Source organism: Paracoccus sp. DMF-8 (assembly GCF_029309835.1).
In the GTDB taxonomy this organism is placed as follows: Bacteria; Pseudomonadota; Alphaproteobacteria; order Rhodobacterales; family Rhodobacteraceae; genus Paracoccus.
In genome coordinates this window covers 166,600-182,355 of record NZ_JARJHL010000011.1, presented here as the reverse complement: position 1 = coordinate 182,355, position 15,756 = coordinate 166,600, and the positions used below count along the sequence as shown (strand labels likewise).

Here is a 15,756-nt window from a genome sequence, read left to right as displayed (position 1 = left end):
CTGAACGGAGGTTCAGGGGATCAGGCGCGACAGATACAACCCATAGTCATTCTTGGCGAATTTGCGGGCCCGTTCGCGCAGGGCATCGGCATCGATCCAGCCCCTTTCAAAGGCGATTTCATCAGGGCAGCCGGTTTGCAAACCCTGCCGACGCTCAAGCGTGCGCACGAAATTTCCCGCATCCAGCAGGCTTTCATGGGTGCCGGTGTCCAGCCAGGCATAGCCGCGACCCATGCGCTCGACCGTCAGGTTGCCTTCATGCAGATAGGTTTCCAGCAGCGTGGTGATTTCCAGCTCTCCACGCGCCGAAGGCTTGACCTGACGCGCGCGGGCCAGGGCTTCGGCGTCCAGGAAATAAAGACCGGTCACCGCGTAATTCGACGGCGGCACCGCGGGCTTTTCGATGATCGCATGGGCCTGACCATCTTCGCCAAAGGCGACGACGCCATAGCGTTCCGGATCGGCGACGCGGTAGCCGAATACCGTGCCGCCGCTGGTCCGGGCATCCGCAGCGCCAAGCAAATTCTGCAAGCCCTGCCCGAAAAAGATGTTATCGCCCAAGACCATGGCCGAGGGCGCCCCGGCCAGAAAATCCTCGGCCAGGATATAGGCCTGCGCCAGCCCGTCGGGGGAAGGCTGCACGATCCATTCGAACCGCACGCCCCATTGTTCGCCGCTACCCAGCAGACGCTGGAACTGGCTTTGATCGTCCGGGGTGGTGATGATCGCGATATCGCGGATCCCGGCCAACATCATGACCGAAATCGGATAATAAATCATGGGCTTGTCGTAGACCGGCAAAAGCTGTTTCGAAATGCCCATGGTGATCGGATACAGCCGCGTGCCCGATCCGCCGGCCAGAATGATGCCCTTGCGCGGCAATGTCGTGTTGCTCATCGTCCCAGATCCTTCAGCACTTCGGACAGACCGGCCCGCCAGTCGGGACGCGCGATGCCGAAATCGCGCGCGATCAGGTCGCAGTTCAGGCGCGAATTGCCCGGACGTCGCGCCGGGGTCGGGTAATCGGCGGTCGCGATATCGGTGACCCGGCAGGTCAACCCCGCCATCGCCATGATTTCGCGCGCAAAACCGGACCAGTTCGTGTCCGGCGCGCCCGAGAAATGATAGGTCCCGCCACGCCCCGGATCCGCCCGCATCGCCTGAGCCATGGTCAGGCAGGCGGCGGCAATATCGCGCGCCGGCGTTGGCCCGCCATGCTGGTCGGCGACGACGCGCAACTCGTCGCGCTCGGCGCCAAGGCGCAGCATGGTTTTCACGAAATTCGCACCATGGGCCGAAAACACCCAGGAGGTGCGCAGCACCGCCCATTGGCCGCCCGCCGCCGCAATCGCCTGTTCGCCGTCCAGCTTGGTCGCGCCATAAACGCCAAGCGGGCCGGTCGGGTCGCTTTCCCGCCAGGGCGCCGTGCCGCTGCCGTCGAAAACGTAATCGGTCGAGATCTGCACAAAGGGCACGCCCGCCAGAGCCGCCGTCCTGGCCATCGCGGCAGGGGCCAGCGCATTGACCGCGCGGGCGGTGCCCTGATCGCTTTCAGCCTTGTCGACCGCGGTATAGGCCGCCGCGTTGATCACCGCCGCGCAGCCCGAATCGCGAATGGCGGCGGCGCAGGCGGCGGGATCGGTCAGATCGGCATCCGCGCGGCCCAGAAAGCGGGCATCGGGTGCAAGCCGCGCCAATTCGGTGGCGACCTGCCCGGTCCTGCCGAAAACCAGAAGCCCGCTCATGCCTTGCCCAGCCTTTCGCCGACACCCTGACGGTCCAGCAGCGGGCGCCACCAATCCTGATTTTCCAGATACCATTCGACGGTGCGGCGCAGCCCCTGTTCGACCGTGACCGAGGGGCGCCAGCCCAGTTCGGTGCGGATGCGGGTCGGGTCGATGGCATAGCGGCGATCATGGCCGGGCCGGTCGGTGACAAAGGTGATCAGCCGGTCATGCGGCGCGGCATCGGGGCGCAACCGGTCCATTTCGGCGCAGATCGTGCGGACGAGGTCGATGTTCTTCGCCTCGTTCTCGCCGCCGATATTGTAGCTGCGGCCGATTTCGCCCTTTTCCAGAACCAGCAGCAGCGCATCAGCGTGATCTTCGACATACAGCCAGTCGCGGATATTGCCGCCATCGCCGTAGACCGGAATCGGGCGGCCATGCAGCGCGTTCAGGATGACGACCGGCACCAGCTTTTCGGGGAAGTGGAACGGCCCGTAATTGTTGGAACAATTCGTCAAAACGACCGGCAGCCCATAGGTTTCGTGCCAGGCGCGGACCAGATGATCCGAGGCCGCCTTGGACGCCGAATAGGGGCTGCGCGGGTCATAGGGCGTGGTTTCGGTGAACTGCCCATCCGCGCCAAGCGAGCCGAAAACCTCATCGGTCGAGATGTGGTGAAAGCGGAAATCCTGCGGCCTGCCCTGCGCGGTCCAATGGGCGCGTGCGGCCTCCAGCAGGTTGTAGGTGCCGGTCACATTGGTTTCCACGAAAGCGCCCGGCCCGTCGATCGAGCGGTCGACATGGCTTTCGGCGGCCAGATGCATGATCGCGTCAGGGCGGTGCTGGTCCAGAATGCGGTCCAGTGCGGCACGGTCGCGGATATCGGCCTGCTCAAAGCTGTAATCGGGCGAATCCGCGACCGAGGCGACGTTTTCCAGATTGGCGGCATAGGTCAGCGCGTCCAGGTTGACGACCTGATGCCCCCGCGCCACGGCCAGCCGCACCACGGCCGAACCGATGAAGCCCGCGCCACCCGTGACAAGGATCTTCATGCCCGCGCCTCATAGGTAAAGGGGCTGTCGAAATCGGCCAGTTTCACCGCCGTCGTATCCTTGGCCGACAGAATCGGATCGCCGCCCAGCCCCATTCGATGCCGACCAGATCCCAGGCCACGCCGCCATCGCAGTCGGTGCTGTAAAAATCGGTGCATTTGTAGACAATTTCCGTATCCGGTTCGCGCGTGGCAAAGCCGTGCAGGAAACCCGCCGGGATCCAAAGCTGGCGACCGTTTTCAAAGGACAGCTCTTCGCCCACCCATTGACCATAGGTCGGGCTGCCCTTGCGGATATCGACCGCGACATCGAACAGCCGCCCGCGCCCGCAGCGCACCAGCTTGCCCTGCGCATGGGGGGGCGACTGAAAATGCAGCCCCCTCAGGGTGTTGACGGCCGTGGAAAAGGAATGATTGTCCTGCACGAATTCGGGCAGATGAACCCCGGCCCCTTCCAGGGCCCTGCGGTTCCAGCTTTCCGAGAAAAATCCACGGGCGTCGCCGTGACGCCTGGGCGTCAGGATCAGAACCCCCGCAAGCGCCGTCGTTTCAATCTGCATCGATCACTCGTCATTTGCAGCCCATGTCAGGGACGCTATGGCCGAGCAGGGCCGGAAAAACAAGGCCGATGCCCAGAACAAGACTAAAATGCAAGCGAAACTGTGCCTTAGATCGGCCCGCATATCGACACATTGTTAACCCGCCAATCCTAGCCTGACCCCCGGTGTGGATGAAAATTCGGTGGATCGTTTGACGTGGTGCAGCTTCGGCACATTGCGACCTATCTGGCTTCGGACGAAGCCTATTCGGTCAACATAACTGACCTTGCGGTCGTGTGGACGGATACGGGCTGGCGCCTGATCAGTGCCACGCATATCGGCGGCGGCATGGCCGCCTTTGCGCTGGCATCGGCGGATGCGCCGATTTCCTATCTGGGCGGCCGCCCCTATGGCATGGCGATGGCCTATGTCGATGCCCCGAAGATCGAGGTGATCAGGATCGGCGGCAAGGATGTGGTCATGGGCACCGGCATCCGTCTCGGCACCAGCTTTGGCGCCGCGCTGGAAGGCGCCGGGGCCTTTGGCGCCAGCTTCAGGTTTCCCGGAACCGGCGGGCTGGCCAATGACGTGATCGAACTGGCGCAATATTCGACGCCGGCGGGTGATTTTCTGGTTTCAGCCCGCAACGGCATGACCGGTTACGACACCTGGAAAATGGGCGGCGACGGGTCGCTGACGCTGGCGAACCGCTACAGCCTGCCCTTCAACGGCACCCTGTCGCGCACCGAGATCGACGACATGCTGGTCGTCCGGGCCGGTCAGAACCAGTATCTGGTCACCGTCTCTGCCCTGGCCAATGCCGTTCTGGTCCAGCGCATCGACGCTGACGGCGGCCTGGGCATCGCCCGGATGCTGAGCGCGCAAAACGGTATCGGCCTGGAAAAACCCACGCAGGTCAAGGCGATGACCATTCAGGGGGTGACCTTTCTGGTGGTCGCCTCGGGGGAAAGTTCATCGCTGACCACGATGCGGCTGACGGCGGCGGGGACACTGTTTCCGGTCGATCATGTCATCGACGAACGCACGACCCGCTTTTCCGGGGTCACCGCGCTGGAAACGGTGACGCTTGGCGGGCGCTCCTATATCTTTGCGGGGGGCAATGACGACGGCATTTCGGTCTTTACCATCATGCCCGGCGGCCGGTTGCTGCATCTGACCACGCTGGCCGATCAGGACGGGATGTCGCTGGCCAAGGTCGCCTCGATCACCGCGCAGGTCATCGGCGGCAAGATCGCGCTGTTCGTGACCTCGAAAACCGAAGCCGGGATCACCCAGTTCAGCTTTGACCCCGGCGCAATCGGGCTGACCACGACCGTCGGTCCGGGCCATGTCACGGGCACATCGGGCAGCGACCTGCTGATGGCGGGCGACGGCACGCTGAGCATCTCGGGCGGCGATGGCGACGACATCCTGATCGCGGGCAGCGGATCGGTCGCGCTGACCGGGGGGGCGGGGGCCGATCTGTTCGTGGCCAGCCCGATGGGCGTGGGCCGCATCGCCATTCGCGATTTCCAGCCGGGCATCGACAGGCTGGACCTGACCAATCTGGGCATGGTCCGCAGCACGCTGCAACTGATCATGAAACCGCAGGCCTATGGCATCAAGATCTTTTACGGCGATGTGGTGATCGACATCCATTCCGCATCAGGCGGGCCGCTGGCGACGTCATGGTTCACCGATGCGATGTTTCCCCATGCCCATTACCCGCCCGCGCTGATGGTCAATGCCGTCTATGGCACGGGCTGGAACGACACTCTGCTGGGCGGTCCGGGCCTGACGCGGTTTTACGGGATGGCGGGGCATGATCTGATCTATGGCTTGATCGGCAACGAATATCTGGCCGGTGGACAGGGCAATGACACGCTGTTTGGCGGCAATGGCAACGACACGCTGATGGGGGAACAGGGCGACGATGCGCTGCGCGGCGGTGCGGGGCATGATCTGATGGTGGGCGGCGCGGGCAATGACAGCCTTTATGGCGGCGACGGAAACGACACCCTGCGCGGCGACATCGGCAATGACCGGCTGTGGGGCAATACGGGCGACGATATCCTGTATGGCGGCGCCGGCAACGACACCCTTCACGGCGAGGCTGGAAATGACCGCATCTTTGGCGAGGCGGGCGACGATCACCTGTATGGCGGGATCGGCAATGACACGATCACCGATCTGCTCGGCTCGAACCGGCTGTGGGGCGGCAATGGTGACGACCTGCTGACGACCGGGGGCGGCAATGACAATATTTCAGGCGGGATCGGCAATGACACGATCCGTTCCGGCGGCGGGCGGGACACGGTCGATGCGGGCGCCGGGGACGATCTGGTCTTTGCCGGACCGGGCGATGATCTGATCTACGGCCGCACGGGCAACGACACGATCCATGGCGAGCTGGGCAATGACACGATCCGCGGCGGAAATGGTAACGATATCCTGTTCGGCGGCGCGGGCAATGACCGGCTTTTCGGCGAATGGGGCAATGACAGCATCCGGGGCGGCCTTGGCAATGACTCGATCCTTGGCGGGCTTGGCAATGACACCCTGCTGGGCGAGGGGGGCAATGACACGCTGGACGGCGGCATGGGCACGGACCTGCTGCGCGGCGGCGACGGGAACGACCTGCTGCGGGGCGGCGCGGGCAAGGACACGATCCACGGCGGCAGCGGCAATGACCTGCTGCTTGGCGGCGACGGCCATGACCTGATCCGCGCCGGGCCGGGCAACAATACGCTTTACGGTGGCGCGGGCAACGACACGCTGATCGGCAGCGGCGGGATCGACCGGATTTATGGCGGTTTCGGCCATGACATGATCCGTGGAAATGCGGGCAACGATCAATTGTTCGGCGAGGCGGGCAATGACACGCTGCAGGGGGGCGCGGGCAATGACCGGCTGGACGGCAGCATCGGCAACGACCGGCTGGAGGGGAGCTCGGGATCCGACACGCTGATCGGCGGGCCGGGCAGCGACTGGCTGATCGGCGGGATCGGGGCGGATTTCTTTGTCTTCAACGCTGCGGGACATTTCGACCGCTCGACCGATACGATTGCGGATTTCACGCGCAGCATGGACAGGATCGACATGCGCGGGATGGGCTTCAGCTATATCGGAACGGCTGATTTCACGCGTAGCGCGGGGCAGGTCAGATACAGCGTCGAACAGGGTGCGGCGGTGGTTGGCGTGGATGTGAACGGCGATGGCGCGGCCGATCTGACGATCCGCCTGCCGGGCGTCACCATCCTGTCGGGCAACGACTTCCTGCTTTAGCGTTCCATCAGGTCGCGATAGTTGCGCAGCAGCAGAAGCAGGCCAAAGAACAGCAGGACCGCCGACAGGCCAAAGACATAGGAGATGCTGATATAGCTGCCCTCATAGGTGGGATACAGCCCGCGCCGCATCATGCCGACGCAATGGATCAGCGGATTATACCACAGGATATTCTGCGCGATCGGCGGCATCATGTCATAGGTAAAGAACACGCCCGAAACCAGAAACAGCGGTCGCGTCAGAATGTGCCAGATCCGTTCCCAGACCGGGAATGAGGTGATGAGGTAACAGTTCAGCACGCCGATACCGACCCCCAGCATCACCACCATCATCAGTGATTCGAGGACCGGACCGATGCGGACGTTCATCGGCAACTGAAAGATGATGATGATTCCGGCCAGGACGATCCCGATCACGCAGGCATGCGTCATCGTGTTCAGGATCATCCGCGCCAGTATCGCATCCATGAAGGTGACGCTTGGATAGGCCAGGAACGGACGCGAGAAACGGATCGACGCCGCCGTCTTGTTCGACATGTCGTTGAACATGATGAAGGGCAGGAACCCCGAGGCGTAGAACAGCGGAAAATTCGTGCCAAGTGCCGGTTTGTGAAAGGAAAGTGCGAATACCGTCGACAGCAGCGCAATGCCCAGGACCGGCTCCAGCAGGGCCCAGACATAGCCGCCCGCCGACTTGCCATAGGTCGTCGCCATCTCGCGCAGCATCAGCGCGGCGATGATCCGCCCCATCTGAAAGCGGGGCCGGGGCGTCTGATGCGCGCGCAGATAGGCCCGCTGCGGCTCTGGTCCCGGCCGGTCACCTGGGCTTGTGCCCGTATTGGAATTGGGGTCGGGGATGTCGGACATGTGAATGCAAAGGCTGGTCTTGGCGAACGGCAATATGTAACAACTGCGCGGAAAAGGTAAACCAGCGAAAGCCTGACCGCCGTGTCCCAGAACTCCGATCCCACCGAAGGGCGGCCAGAACGCCGGGCCGATCAATCCGACGCGGCAGGTGCGGATGGCGGTCCCCGCATCCAGCGACAGGGCGCAGGACCACAGGACGGCAAGCCGAACCCGCAACAGCGCCCCGGTGCCGCAGCCATGGCCGCGCGCCGCGCCGCCGCCGAACAGGCCGCCGGGGGGGATGAGGTGCGTCCCTTTACCGCACGCCCGATGCAGGCCGCCCGCGCCGCCCGGATCGGCGGTCAGCAGCAGGGGGCCGGTCCCTTCAAGGCCCGCCCGATGCAGATGCGCGCCGCCGCGCCCCCCGCAGCCCCTGCCGCCGCAACCCCCGCCGCCGCAGGCGCAACCCCCGCCGCCGCAGGCGCATTGGCGCCCCGCCCGGCAGGCCAGCAGCAGGTCGCCCGCCCCGCAAGCCCGCCACCAGCAGCCCCCGCGCAGCCCGTGCGCAGCCCGGTCCATGCCGCCGCGCCCCGGCGCAGGCACTGGATGTTGCTGGCCAGTTTCATCGCCGTCGTCATCCTGCCCAGCCTGATCGCCGCCTGGTATCTGTGGAACCGCGCCACGGATCAATATGTCTCATCCCTGGGGTTTTCCGTGCGGCAAGAGGACGCCCAGCCCTCGATCGACCTGCTGGGCGGTCTGGCGGCACTGGGGGGCGGCTCTGGCGGGGCCTCGGACACGGATATCCTGTATCAGTATATCCGCAGCGCCGATATGGTCGAAAAGGTCGACGAACAGCTGGATCTGCGCGACAAGTTTTCGCAGCAATGGCCGAATGACTTTGTCTTTGCCTATGACCCCGACGGCACGATCGAGGATCTGACCGATTTCTGGCAGCGTCAGGTCCAGATCTATTACGACAGCGCGACCGGGCTGATCACGCTGAACGTCAGCGCCTTTACCCCGCAGGATGCCCGCGACATCGCGCAGGCGATCCTTGAGGAAAGCACCGACAAGATCAACGAACTGTCGTCGGTGGCGCGGGAGGACGCGACCCGCATGGCCCGCGAAGAGCTGGAAAAATCGCGGGTCGAGCTGACCTTGGCGCGGCAGGCCATGACCGCCTATCGGATGGAAACCCAGATCGTCGACCCGCAGGCCGATCTGGCCGGGCAGATGGGCATTCTCAGCGGATTGCAGGCGCAGCTGGCCGAACAGATGGTCCAGCACGACCTGCTGCTGGACAACAATGTCCGCGCCGATGACAACCGCGTCATCCAGTCGCAAAAGAAAATCGACGCGCTGCAGAACCTGATCGCCCGCGAGCGCGCGAAATTCGGCGAGGAAGGCCACGGGCCGGGCGGCGAAAGCTATGCCCAACTGGTCGCCGAATATGAAAAACTGGCCGTTGACCGCGAATTCGCCGAAGCCGCCTATCGCGGTGCCCGCATCGCTTACAGATCCGCGCTGGTCGAGGCGCAGCGCCAGTCGCGCTATCTGGCCCCGCATATCACGCCGCGCGTGGCCCGGGCCTCGACCCAACCCCAAAGGCTGCGCCTGCTGGCGCTGACGGCGGGCCTGCTGCTGATCGGCTGGTCGATCATGACGCTGGTCTATTACAGCGTCCGCGACCGCGGTTGATCCGATGATCCGGCTGGAAAACCTGACCAAGGTCTTTCGCCGCAACGGCAACCGGTCGCTGGTTGCCGACAATATCAACGCGGTTTTCCCGACCGGCGCCTCGGTTGCGCTGCTGGGGCGGAATGGCGCGGGGAAATCGACGCTGCTGCGCATGATCGCGGGCACGATCTCGCCGACCTATGGGCGCATCGTTTCGACCGGGACGATTTCCTGGCCGGTGGGCTTTGCGGGCAGTTTCCACCCCGAACTGACCGGCGCGCAAAACGTCCGTTTCGTCGCGCGCATCTATGGCGTCGACACCGATGAGCTGATCAGCTATGTCGCTGAATTCGCTGATCTTGGCGCGCATTTCTACCAGCCCTTCGGGACCTATTCATCGGGGATGCGCTCGCGTCTGGCGATGGGGACCAGCATGGGGATCAAGTTCGACACCTATCTGGTGGATGAGGTGACCAGCGTCGGCGATGCCGAATTCCGGGCCAAATCGCAAAGCGTCTTTGCCGACCGGATGAGCCAATCGGGCGCGGTCGTCGTCTCGCATTCGATGGGGATGGTGCGGTCGATGTGCAACATGGGCGCGGTGCTGGACCGGGGCCACCTGACCCTGTTCGACGATCTGGAAGAGGCGATAGCCCATCACGAATCGCTGCTGAACCTGCCGCCCGCCCCGGCGCGGCAGCCGACACAGGCCCCCGGCCCCGCGGCCATCAGCCAAAAGGGCGCGGCGGGCAAATTGCCGCCAGCCCGCCCCGGCCCGGCGCTGCCCTCGCGCTGAGCCGCCTTAGCCGTTTCGCAACATCGCCCCGATTTCCGCCGCGCGGTCGCGCACCAGCGCGGCATCGCCCACCGATTCCACATTCAGCCGCACCACGGGTTCGGTGTTCGAACTGCGCAGGTTGAACCGCCAACCCGCGAATTCCAGGCTGGTGCCATCGGTATCGTCGCGGCGCAGCGCGTCCGGCGCGAAATGGTCGATGACCCGCGCCATCGCGGCCTGCGGGTCGTCCAGACGAAAGTTGATTTCCCCCGAGGACGGAAAGGCCCGCATCCGTTCGGACAGCAGTTGCGACAGCGCCACGCCCTTGCGCGACAGCAGTTCCACGACCAGCAGCCAGGGGATCATCCCGCTGTCGGCAAAGGCGAAATCGCGGAAATAGTGATGCGCCGACATCTCGCCGCCATAGATCGCGCCCGCCTCTCGCATGGCCTTTTTGACAAAGGCATGGCCGGTGCGGGCCTGCACCGCCCGCCCGCCCGCCGCCGCAATCACATCGCGGGTGTTCAGGACCACGCGCGGGTCATGGACGATCTTTTCGCCCGGCGATTTTTCCAGAAAGGCCGCCGCCAGCAGGCCCACGATATATTCGCCGGGGATAAAGCGCCCGGTTTCGTCGAAAAAGAAACAGCGGTCGAAATCGCCATCCCAGGCCACGCCCAGATCCGCGCCATGTTCGCGCACCGCATCCGCCGTCATCGGCTGGTTTTCGGGCAAAAGCGGGTTCGGGATACCGACCGGAAAGCTGCCGTCCGGGTCGTGATGGATGCGGATGAAGCGCAAGGGGGCGCCGCGCCTGTCCAGTTCGGCGGCAATCGCGTCAAAGGTCGGCCCCGCCGTGCCATTCCCGGCATTGACCAGCACCACCATCGGCCGCAGCACGGTAACGTCGATGAAATCGACCAATGCGCGGGCGTAATCCGCGCGGGCCTGACCGAAATCGCGGGTTGTGCCCTGACGGTCGGCGGGCGCGAAATCGCCCGATTGCGCCAGCGCGGCCAGATCGGCGAATTCGGTCGCGGGGTCCAGCGGACGGGCGCCCGCGCCGACCAGCTTCATGCCGTTGTAGTCGATGGGGTTATGGGACGCGGTGACCTCGATCCCGCCATCGGCGCCGGAACGGGCGGTGGCGAAATACATCTCCTCGGTCCCGGCCAGCCCCAGATCGCGCACATCCGCGCCGCCGTCGGTCAGCCCCCGGATCAGCGCCGCAGCCAGCGCGGGCGAGCTGTCGCGGCTGTCGCGCCCGACCACCACATCCCGCGCGCCCTGCGCCTGCGCAAAGGCACGACCGATGCGATAGGCCACATCCTCGTCCAGTTCCATTCCCAGCCTGCCACGCACGTCATAGGCCTTGAAACAGTCGATCTGGCGCGGTCCTTGGGCGGTCATCGCGGGCTCCTGTCCTTGGGCGATGGCGCCTTGTTCGCAGAAGGCGCGCGGAAAATCCACCGCCCTGACGCAAAGCCACCGCCTAAACCAAAGGATGTAAGTGACCGGGGCGCGCGAACCGGCTAAAACCCCTTGAAACCGACAGGAGATCACGATGGACACGAAAGCGCTCATCACCGCCTATTATCAGGCCTTCAACGAAGGCCGCACCGACGACATGCTGAAAATGCTGGCCGATGACGTGGAACATCACGTCAACGAAGGCGGTGTCCGCAAAGGCATCGAGATGTTTCGCGAATTCAACGCGCATATGACCAGCAGCTACAAGGAACTGCTGACGGATATCGTCGTGTTCGCCAACAGATCGGGCGACCGGGCGGCGGCGGAATTCGTCGTGAACGGCACCTATCTGAAAACGGATGAGGGCCTGCCGGAAGCGAACGGCCAGACCTATCGCCTGCCCGCAGGCACGTTTTTTGACGTCAAGGGCGGCAAGATCACCCGCGTCACCACCTATTACAACCTGAACGAATGGACGCGTCAGGTCGTCGGATGATCACCACCCGCGTTCTGACAGGCCATGACGTCGCCCCCGCGCTGGAGGATCTGGCGCGGCTGCGCATCGCGGTTTTCCGTGACTGGCCTTACCTTTACGACGGCGATCTGGATTACGAACGCGACTATCTGAAAGTCTATCAGGCGCCCGGCGCCGTCGTCGTGACGGCCTGGGACGGCGACCGGATGATCGGCGCCTCGACCGGCGCCCCGATGGAAGATCACGCCGCGGATTTCGCCGCAGCCTTTGCCCATCGCCCGGAAAAGCTGGATCAGATCTTTTACTGTTCGGAATCGGTCCTGCTGCCCGAATATCGCGGCCATGGTCTGGGCCATGTCTTTTTCGACGGGCGCGAGGCGCAGGCCCGCAGCCTTGGCCGCCGCTACAGCGCATTCGCCAGCGTCAAGCGCCCGGCCGATCACCCGATGCGCCCCGCCGATTACCGCCCCTTGGACGGGTTCTGGCGCAAACGCGGCTATGCGCCGCTGCCCGGCGTCATCGCCGAATTCGACTGGAAGGATATCGGGGAACCCGCATCCACCCGCAAACCCCTGCAATTCTGGATGAAAGAGCTGTGACTCAGGTTCGCATCGCCACCTCTGCCTATCCTTTCGACTGGTTCGACAGCTTTGACGACTATGCCGCCAAGGTGACGCGGTGGGTTCAGGATGCCGCTGATTGCGACCTGCTGCTGTTTCCCGAATATGGCGCGATGGAACTGGCCTCGCTTGGCGGTCCCGAAATCGCGCGGGATCTGGAACAATCCCTGCACGAGGTCGCCCGCCATGCCGATGCCCGCGACGCCTTGCATGTGGCATTGGCGGCAAGGCATGGGGTGCATATCCTTGCGGCTTCGGGGCCGCATTTCGATGGCCCGCGCCCCAACGACACGCGCCCGGTGAACCGCGCCGTGCTGTTCGGCCCGGATGGCCGGATCGGGCATCAGGACAAGCAGATCATGACCCGGTTCGAACGCGAGGACTGGGACGTCGTCGCAGCCCCCGGATTGCGCGTCTTCGACACGCCCGTCGGGCGGCTTGGCATCCTGATCTGCTATGACAGCGAATTCCCCCTGCTGGCCCGCGAACTGGCTCAGGCCGGGGTTGAAATCCTGCTGGTGCCGTCCTGCACCGATACCGTCGCGGGCTATAACCGCGTCCGCATCGGCGCCATGGCCCGCGCGCTGGAAAGCCAATGCGTCGTGGTGCAATCGCCGACCGTGGGCAATGTCGACTGGAATCCCGCCATCGACGAAAACCGGGGCGCCGCAGCGATCTATGGTCCGCCGGATGGTTTGTGGCCCGAAAACGGCATCGTCGCGATCGGCGAGATGGACCAGCCCGGTTGGGTCAAGGCGACGGTCGATCTGGCCCGCGTCGCCGAAAGCCGCAGCAAGGGCGGCGTCCTGCCCTTTGCCCATTGGCCCGAAAGCGCGGCCAGCAAGGTGATGGGCGTTTAAAGGTGGCGGGCGTTTAAGGGTGATGGGCGTTTAGTCCCGCCATCCGCTGGATCGGATCGGCATGGACCCGTCCGGGTCGCAGCAATGCCCATAGATCGCGCCAATATGCGCCACCGTTTCCGGGCAGGCCCCATGCCCCCAATGCCCCCCCGCCCCCGACCCGGATGCGCAGGCGACGGTTGCAATCATGCGCACATACAGGGCGGCAAAGGGATGGCCCGGTGTAACCCACGGGCGGGGCTAATCCCCGGTCAGGCTGCCGGGGTGCGGATCGTCCAGCGGCAGGGCGTCGGCGCTGCCGTCCTTCAGCGCGATGCCGGTCTGGCCCAGATTGCGCGCGGCCGTGATCAGCCAGCTCAGCCGGTCGGCGGCGCGGTCATGCGACAGCCCGCCCCGGTCATGGATGTTTGACACGCAATTGCGGGCATTGTCGCGCAGACCGGGGCGCGGCGCCATCGTCAGATAGGCACCCAGACTGTCGGCGACGGTCAGCCCCGGCCGTTCACCGATCAGGACCAGCACCATTCCGGCCCCCATCGCCGCACCGATGTCATCGCCAAGCGCGACCCGCGCGCCGCTGGCCAGCACCACCGGCTGCCGCGCCAGTTCCGGCAGGCGCGCGGCCAGCGCATGAACCACCGCCGCGCCATGCCGGTCCAGCGCCTGTGCCGACAACCCATCGGCCAGAACGACGACCAGCGGCGGGTTGCCGCAGGGCAGATCCTGCCCCGGCGCCAGCCTGCGGCCCAGATCGGGGCGGCGCAGATATTCGGCACGGCCCTGCGCGCGACTGCTGACCTGAATACTGTCCAAGGGCGCCAGATCGCGCGCAATCGCCTGCCAGTCGGCGCTGCTGTGGATCACGTCGCGGGCGGCGGCGTGGTCTTCCTGAAAGGCCAGCAGATCGCGCATCGGCACCGGCCCGGCGCGGGCGTCCAGCCGGACGCGGGCGGGGGTCAGGCGGCTCAGACCCGGAAAGCGCGTGACGGGATCGGTCATGCGGGCAGCCCCAACCTGCGGGCCAGATCACCGGCATCGGGCAAGGCACGGGCGCCCATGCCGCGCGCCAGCCCCATCCGGTCCAGCCAGTTTTCAAATTCCGGGGCGGGCTTGCGGCCCGACACCTCGCGCAGATAGGCCAGATCGTCGAAGGCAAGGCTTTGATAACCCAGCATCACGTCATCGGCCCCCGGCACGGTGATCAGAAAGCTGACGCCCGCATCGACCAGCAGGGTGGCAAGGCTGTCCATATCGTCCTGATCGGCCTCGGAATGGTTGGTGTAGCAGACATCGACGCCCATCGGCAGGCCCAGCAATTTGCCGCAGAAATGATCCTCAAGGCCCGCGCGGATGATCTGCTTGCCGTCGAACAGATATTCCGGGCCGATGAAGCCCACGACCGTATTGACCAGCAGCGGGCGAAAGGCGCGGGCGACGGCCTGCGCCCGGACCTCCAGCGTTTGCTGATCGACGCCGTGATGGGCATCCGCTGACAGGGCCGAACCCTGCCCGGTTTCGAAATACATCACATCCTGCCCGATACTGCCGCGCCGGGCGGCAAGGCCCGCCGCCTGCGCCTCGGCCAGCATGGACAGGGTGACGCCGAACCCTTCGTTCGCGGCCTGCGTGCCCGCGATGGACTGAAAGATCAGATCGACCGGCGCGCCGCGTTCCAGCAGTTCCAGCGAATTGGTGACATGGGTCAGCACGCAATTCTGGGTCGGAATGTCGAAACGCTGGCGCAGATCGTCCAGCACGATCAGCAGATCGCGGCAATTCGCCAGATTGTCCGAGGCCGGGTTGATCCCGATCACCGCATCGCCCGCGCCATGCAGCAGCCCGTCAAGGATCGACACCGCGATGCCGCGCGGATCGTCGGCGGGGTGGTTCGGCTGCAGCCGCGTGGACAGCGTGCCGCGCTGGCCGATGGTGTTGCGGAATGCGGTGACGATTTCCGGCTTGCGCCCGACCCGGATCAGATCCTGATTGCGCATCAGCTTCGACACGGCGGCGATCATTTCGGGCGTCAGCCCCGGCGCGACACGGGCCAGGGCCGCCGCATCGGTTTCGGGCGACAGCAGCCAGTCGCGCAGATCGCCCACCGTCATCGCGGACAGGGGTGCAAATGCCGCCGCGTCATGGTTGTCGATGATCAGCCGCGTGACCTCGTCATCTTCGTAGGGGACAAGCGCCTCGTTCAGAAAGGTTGTCAGGGGCAGATCCATCAGCACCCGCCGCGCCGCCACCCGTTGCAGGGCGCTGTCGGCGGCAATCCCGGCCAGCTGGTCGCCCGAGCGTTCTGCCGAAGCCGCCGCCATCACCTGCGCAAGCGACGAAAAGCGGAAATTTTCCTGCCGTGCCTGCGCCTGATATTCTGCCATGTCGCGCCCCTTTCGCGGATCCTGCCGGGCCTGATGCGGTCGCCA

At 64.9% G+C, this 15,756-nt stretch carries 13 protein-coding genes and 1 pseudogene; 6 read left to right on the top strand and 8 right to left on the bottom strand.

Translation table 11 applies throughout. The annotated features are described in order from the left end of the window. Positions 1–12 precede the first annotated feature (12 nt). The 4 genes and pseudogenes from rfbA to rfbC form a co-directional block, all read right to left on the bottom strand. Complete coding sequence (gene rfbA, locus PE067_RS12370; protein WP_276189664.1) at positions 13–897, bottom strand: glucose-1-phosphate thymidylyltransferase RfbA; 885 nt, start codon at positions 895–897, stop codon at positions 13–15. Further along, complete coding sequence (rfbD, locus tag PE067_RS12365) at positions 894–1,745, bottom strand: dTDP-4-dehydrorhamnose reductase (RefSeq protein WP_276189663.1); 852 nt, start codon at positions 1,743–1,745, stop codon at positions 894–896. Before rfbD ends, rfbA begins: the two co-directional genes overlap by 4 nt. Then, positions 1,742–2,779, bottom strand: a complete 1,038-nt coding sequence (gene rfbB, locus PE067_RS12360) for a dTDP-glucose 4,6-dehydratase (protein ID WP_276189662.1) — start codon at positions 2,777–2,779, stop codon at positions 1,742–1,744. Before rfbB ends, rfbD begins: the two co-directional genes overlap by 4 nt. Beyond that, positions 2,776–3,338: pseudogene (gene rfbC / locus PE067_RS12355) on the bottom strand (dTDP-4-dehydrorhamnose 3,5-epimerase). Before rfbC ends, rfbB begins: the two are co-directional and overlap by 4 nt. Before the next feature lie 195 nt (positions 3,339–3,533). On the opposite strand from rfbC, the gene PE067_RS12350 reads away from it, so the two are divergent. Further along, complete coding sequence (locus PE067_RS12350) at positions 3,534–6,602, top strand: calcium-binding protein (RefSeq protein ID WP_276189661.1); 3,069 nt, start codon at positions 3,534–3,536, stop codon at positions 6,600–6,602. On the opposite strand, the gene PE067_RS12345 is transcribed toward PE067_RS12350, so the two are convergent. Beyond that, entirely contained in the window at positions 6,599–7,351 is a 753-nt protein-coding gene (locus tag PE067_RS12345) for an ABC transporter permease (protein ID WP_276189660.1), read from the bottom strand. The two genes, PE067_RS12350 and PE067_RS12345, sit on opposite strands and share 4 nt — an antisense overlap. Positions 7,352–7,549: 198 nt before the next feature. On the opposite strand from PE067_RS12345, the gene PE067_RS12340 reads away from it, so the two are divergent. Next, on the top strand, positions 7,550–9,148 hold the full coding sequence (locus PE067_RS12340) for a capsule biosynthesis protein (RefSeq protein ID WP_276189659.1): 1,599 nt from the start codon (positions 7,550–7,552) through the stop codon (positions 9,146–9,148). A gap of 4 nt (positions 9,149–9,152) precedes the next feature. After that, positions 9,153–9,923, top strand: a complete 771-nt coding sequence (locus PE067_RS12335) for an ABC transporter ATP-binding protein (RefSeq protein WP_346429694.1) — start codon at positions 9,153–9,155, stop codon at positions 9,921–9,923. A gap of 6 nt (positions 9,924–9,929) precedes the next feature. On the opposite strand, the gene PE067_RS12330 is transcribed toward PE067_RS12335, so the two are convergent. Continuing rightward, the gene (locus PE067_RS12330; RefSeq protein ID WP_276189658.1) at positions 9,930–11,315 is read right to left on the bottom strand and encodes a phosphomannomutase; all 1,386 of its coding nucleotides are present in this window, start codon (positions 11,313–11,315) and stop codon (positions 9,930–9,932) included. Between the two features lie 154 nt (positions 11,316–11,469). On the opposite strand from PE067_RS12330, the gene PE067_RS12325 reads away from it, so the two are divergent. From PE067_RS12325 to PE067_RS12315, 3 genes are read left to right on the top strand one after another with little or no spacing between them, the layout of a single operon-like run. Continuing rightward, positions 11,470–11,871: a ketosteroid isomerase-related protein gene (locus PE067_RS12325; protein WP_276189657.1), complete on the top strand. Its 402-nt coding sequence runs from the start codon at positions 11,470–11,472 to the stop codon at positions 11,869–11,871. Then, positions 11,868–12,449 (top strand): GNAT family N-acetyltransferase, encoded by a 582-nt coding sequence (locus PE067_RS12320; protein ID WP_276189656.1) that lies wholly within the window; start codon positions 11,868–11,870, stop codon positions 12,447–12,449. The genes PE067_RS12325 and PE067_RS12320 overlap by 4 nt, the downstream gene beginning before the upstream one ends. Beyond that, entirely contained in the window at positions 12,446–13,330 is an 885-nt protein-coding gene (locus PE067_RS12315; protein ID WP_276189655.1) for a carbon-nitrogen hydrolase family protein, read from the top strand. Before PE067_RS12320 ends, PE067_RS12315 begins: the two co-directional genes overlap by 4 nt. Before the next feature lie 240 nt (positions 13,331–13,570). Here PE067_RS12315 and eutC read toward each other — a convergent pair whose 3' ends face one another. Both eutC and PE067_RS12305 read right to left on the bottom strand, forming a co-directional pair. Further along, positions 13,571–14,329, bottom strand: a complete 759-nt coding sequence (eutC, locus tag PE067_RS12310; RefSeq protein WP_276189654.1) for an ethanolamine ammonia-lyase subunit EutC — start codon at positions 14,327–14,329, stop codon at positions 13,571–13,573. Then, positions 14,326–15,711, bottom strand: a complete 1,386-nt coding sequence (locus tag PE067_RS12305; protein ID WP_276189653.1) for an ethanolamine ammonia-lyase subunit EutB — start codon at positions 15,709–15,711, stop codon at positions 14,326–14,328. The genes eutC and PE067_RS12305 overlap by 4 nt, the downstream gene beginning before the upstream one ends. Positions 15,712–15,756 lie beyond the last annotated feature (45 nt).

Excerpts from the sequence above, each read along its gene's own strand:
- rfbA (WP_276189664.1), bottom strand. The coding sequence starts at position 897 with ATGAGCAACACGACATTGCCGCGCAAGGGCATCATTCTGGCCGGCGGA.
- rfbD (WP_276189663.1), bottom strand. The coding sequence starts at position 1,745 with ATGAGCGGGCTTCTGGTTTTCGGCAGGACCGGGCAGGTCGCCACCGAA.
- rfbB (WP_276189662.1), bottom strand. The coding sequence starts at position 2,779 with ATGAAGATCCTTGTCACGGGTGGCGCGGGCTTCATCGGTTCGGCCGTG.
- PE067_RS12345 (WP_276189660.1), bottom strand. The coding sequence starts at position 7,351 with ATGGGGCGGATCATCGCCGCGCTGATGCTGCGCGAGATGGCGACGACC.
- PE067_RS12335 (WP_346429694.1), top strand. The coding sequence starts at position 9,153 with ATGATCCGGCTGGAAAACCTGACCAAGGTCTTTCGCCGCAACGGCAAC.
- PE067_RS12330 (WP_276189658.1), bottom strand. The coding sequence starts at position 11,315 with ATGACCGCCCAAGGACCGCGCCAGATCGACTGTTTCAAGGCCTATGAC.
- PE067_RS12325 (WP_276189657.1), top strand. The coding sequence starts at position 11,470 with ATGGACACGAAAGCGCTCATCACCGCCTATTATCAGGCCTTCAACGAA.
- PE067_RS12320 (WP_276189656.1), top strand. The coding sequence starts at position 11,868 with ATGATCACCACCCGCGTTCTGACAGGCCATGACGTCGCCCCCGCGCTG.
- eutC (WP_276189654.1), bottom strand. The coding sequence starts at position 14,329 with ATGACCGATCCCGTCACGCGCTTTCCGGGTCTGAGCCGCCTGACCCCC.
- PE067_RS12305 (WP_276189653.1), bottom strand. The coding sequence starts at position 15,711 with ATGGCAGAATATCAGGCGCAGGCACGGCAGGAAAATTTCCGCTTTTCG.